This window comes from uncultured Leptotrichia sp. (assembly GCF_938036635.1).
Lineage (GTDB): Bacteria > Fusobacteriota > Fusobacteriia > Fusobacteriales > Leptotrichiaceae > Leptotrichia > Leptotrichia hongkongensis.
In genome coordinates, this window is sequence record NZ_CALHQO010000147.1 from 1 (window position 1) to 3,618 (window position 3,618).

General features: G+C 31.4%; 1 protein-coding gene and 1 pseudogene. Both read left to right on the top strand.

Annotation, left to right across the window (positions count from 1 at the left end; all coding sequences use genetic code 11):
• Positions 1-274 (top strand): annotated as a pseudogene (deoA, locus tag Q0370_RS02780) (pyrimidine-nucleoside phosphorylase); the annotation flags it as partial.
• A gap of 214 nt (positions 275-488) precedes the next feature.
• Positions 489-3,618 (top strand): DNA polymerase I (polA, locus tag Q0370_RS02785; RefSeq protein WP_299571841.1); only part of this gene is annotated, 3,130 nt, incomplete at its 3' end.

Consider the following 3,618-nt stretch of genomic DNA (forward strand, 5'->3'; position numbering starts at 1 on the left):
ATATGTAAAAAAAATAAAGACAGAAGAAATTGGAAAAGCTGCAATGATTATAGGTGCTGGACGTGCTAAAAAAGAAGATGAGGTTGATCACGCAGTTGGAATTAATATTTTTAGAAAAGTTGGAGAAAAAGTATCAAAAAATGAAAAAATCGCCGAAATTTATTACAATGATGATAAAAATGTGCAAGACTCTAAAAACATGATTTTGGATGCGTATGTGATAACACCGGAGAAAGTTGAAGAACCAAAGGTAATTTTAGAAATAATAGAATAATTTGTTTACTAAGAAGGGCTGGCTTAGGATAAAATCTAAGTACAGCCTTTTTATAGATTAAAAATTGCTAATTTGAATACATAAAATAAAATTATTAAGATTTAGGCTGTTCTATTAAATTAAGAAAAAATGCTTTGAGAAAAAATGTAAAAATGGTAAAATATACAAATATAAATATTGTTAAAATTAAAAAAAGAAATGAGGAATAATTAAGTTGAAAAGAGCGGTTATATTGGATACAAGTGCGATTATGTATAGAAGTCATTTTGCACTAATGGGAATGAGAAATAGTAACGGAATGTCTACTGGAGCGACATTTGGGTTTATTAATACGCTGGAAAGCGTGATTAGGGAGTTTAAGCCTGATTATTTAGTGGCTTGTCTAGATGTGAAAAGAAGTGAGCTGGATAGAACTGGGGAGCTGGAAACGTATAAAGCACATAGGGAAAGTATGCCTGAAGAACTGGTTATGCAGATTGATACTATTATGAAGGTGCTAGATGGGTATAGAATTCCGAAATATAAGAAGGCTGGGCAGGAAGCGGATGATGTTATTGCCACTTTTGCGACTAAATTTTCTAATGATGAAGATGAGCAAATTGAAGTTTTTGTAATAACTGGAGATAAGGATTTGGCACAGCTTGTAGATGGAAAAATTAACATTGCCTTGCTTGGAAAAGGAGATAAAAATTCTGCATTTAAACATATAAAGACTGATGAAGATGTAGTTGAATATTTGGGAGTTACGCCTGATAAGATTCCTGACTTGTTTGGACTTATGGGGGATAAGTCAGATGGGATTCCAGGAGTTGCTGGGATTGGGCCTAAAAATGGGGTAAAACTTATTACGACTTATGGAAATTTAGAAGGAATTTATGAGAATATTGATGAAATAAAGGGAAAACAGAAGGAAAAATTACTGACTGACAAGGAAAATGCCTTTATAAGTCGGGAACTTGCAACTGTAAAGCGAGAACTTGATATTGAATATGATAAAAAGAAATTGAAATTCGAGGAAAAGGATTTTGACAGTCTTTTGGATCTTTATGAAGAGCTTGATTTTAAAAGATTTTCTAAAGCTGTGGAAGAAGAAAAGGAAAGATTCTTGCAAAATGGAAACCAAAAGGAACTTACTGAAGAAGAAAAGCAAATTTTAGAAAAAAATAAAAAAATTAATGAAGAAAAGTTGGAAAAAGAGAGACTTGAAAAAGAAAAAATTGAAAAGCAGGAATTGGAGTATGATAAGGAAAATCCGATTTTTGATGGAATTTCACATTTTTATGAGCATGTAGAGTATGAGCATAATTCAGAAATAGATAAAAAAATTGATGAAATTCAAGTTTTAAAAGAAAAATTAGCAGTAGAATATGAGACTCAGAAGAAAAAGGCAGAAGAGATTGCGTTAGAAAATCAGAAAACTGAAAAAACTAAGAAAATTAAAGATGAAAAAGTGTTTTTTGAGAAAAATTATGGAAAAGTTGTGAGCTGGAATGATGCTTATTCTGTGATTGAGAAAATGGATAAAAAAGTGGCTATTTTTGAGAATATGCTTGGACTTTCCATTTGTGATGAAAAAACGAATATTGTGCTTTTGGATAGTGAATTGAAAAATATTTTACAAAATGAAAATCACGAAAAATCAGGAGCTGAAATTCAAATTAACTTGTTCAGTTTAGGTGAGAATACTGATGAAAAAGAAGATAACAAAAAAAATATTGAGAATATTTATAAATTATTGAGCGAGAAAGAAATTATCGCCTATAATGTAAAAGAGTACATGAAAAATGGGGAAAGTGAGTATTTTGGATATTCTGTTGGTGGAAAAACTTATGGGATAAATGAAGAGAGATTCGGGATAAAATGCACGGAATATTTTGATATTTTGCTTGCAAGATATGTACTTGGAACAGAAAGTTTGCAGGAAATCGAGGAAATAATTCTAGATGAGTTTGGTGTTGAGATTGCAACTTTTGAGGAGCAATTTAAAAAGGAACGAAGAAAGAAGGATTTTAGCGATGTTTCTGATGATGCGATTTGTGAGTTTTTATCAAAGAGAACGTTTTTTATTTATAAATTGGAAACAATTTTTAGAAATAGATTACAAAATGAGCAGTTCTTAAATATATTTGACAAGCTGGAAAGTCGATTAATACCAGTATTGGCACAAATGGAAGAAACTGGAATAAAAATTGATAAAAAATATTTCAGTGAATTTCAGAATGAGCTGGAAGAAAAGATAAATATGCTTCAAAGTGATATTTATAAACTTGCTGATGGGGAATTTAATATTGATTCACCACAACAATTAGGAGAAGTTTTGTTTGAAAAATTACAGATTCCATCAGGTAAAAAGACAAAGACTGGATATTCAACAAATGTGGAAGTTCTGGAAATGATTGCAAACAATGGAGAATTGATAGAAGACAAACGTATGATTGGGAAAAAGTTGCTGGAATACAGGGCTTATAAGAAATTATTGTCAACATACATTGAGCCAATTCCAAAACTGGCGGATAAAGAGGAGAGAATTCATACGACTTTTAACCAAAATGGGACATCTACTGGACGGCTTTCGTCAGCAAATCCAAATTTACAGAATATTCCTGTGAGAACAGATGATGGAATAAGGATTCGTACTGGTTTTGTATCAAAAGAAGGACATAGCTTGATTTCGTTTGATTATTCACAAATTGAATTGAGAGTTCTGGCTGAATTGTCAAAAGACAGGCATTTAGTAAAGGCGTATCAGGATAATCAGGATTTGCATGACTTAACGGCAAGAAAGATATTTTTTAAAACCGAAGAAGATGAGATTTCACGGCATGAGAGAAGTATTGCAAAAGTAATTAATTTTAGTATCCTGTATGGAAAAACGCCGTTTGGATTGTCAAAGGAACTGGGAATTACAGTTCAGGAGGCTTCTCAATATATCACAACGTATTTCGAGGAATATCCGAGAGTTAGAAAATTTTTGGATATTGTAACAGAAACGGCTAAACTTCACGGTTTTGTAGAAACTTTTTACGGTACAAGAAGATACATTAGCGGAATTAATTCAACAAATAAAAATGTACAGGCACAGGCTGTAAGAATGGCTATAAATACTGTTGTTCAGGGAACAGCAGCAAATATTATAAAAAAAGTTATGATTGAACTTCATGAGGAATTTAAAAATGATGAAAATATAAAAATGCTTCTTCAAGTTCATGATGAATTGATTTTTGAAGTTCGAGATGAATTTGCTAAGGAATATATGAAAAAAATTGAAAACATTATGGAAAATACGGTTAAATTTAAGAAAGTTCCGTTAAAAGCTAATGGAAGTGTAGCTAAAAATTGGGGAT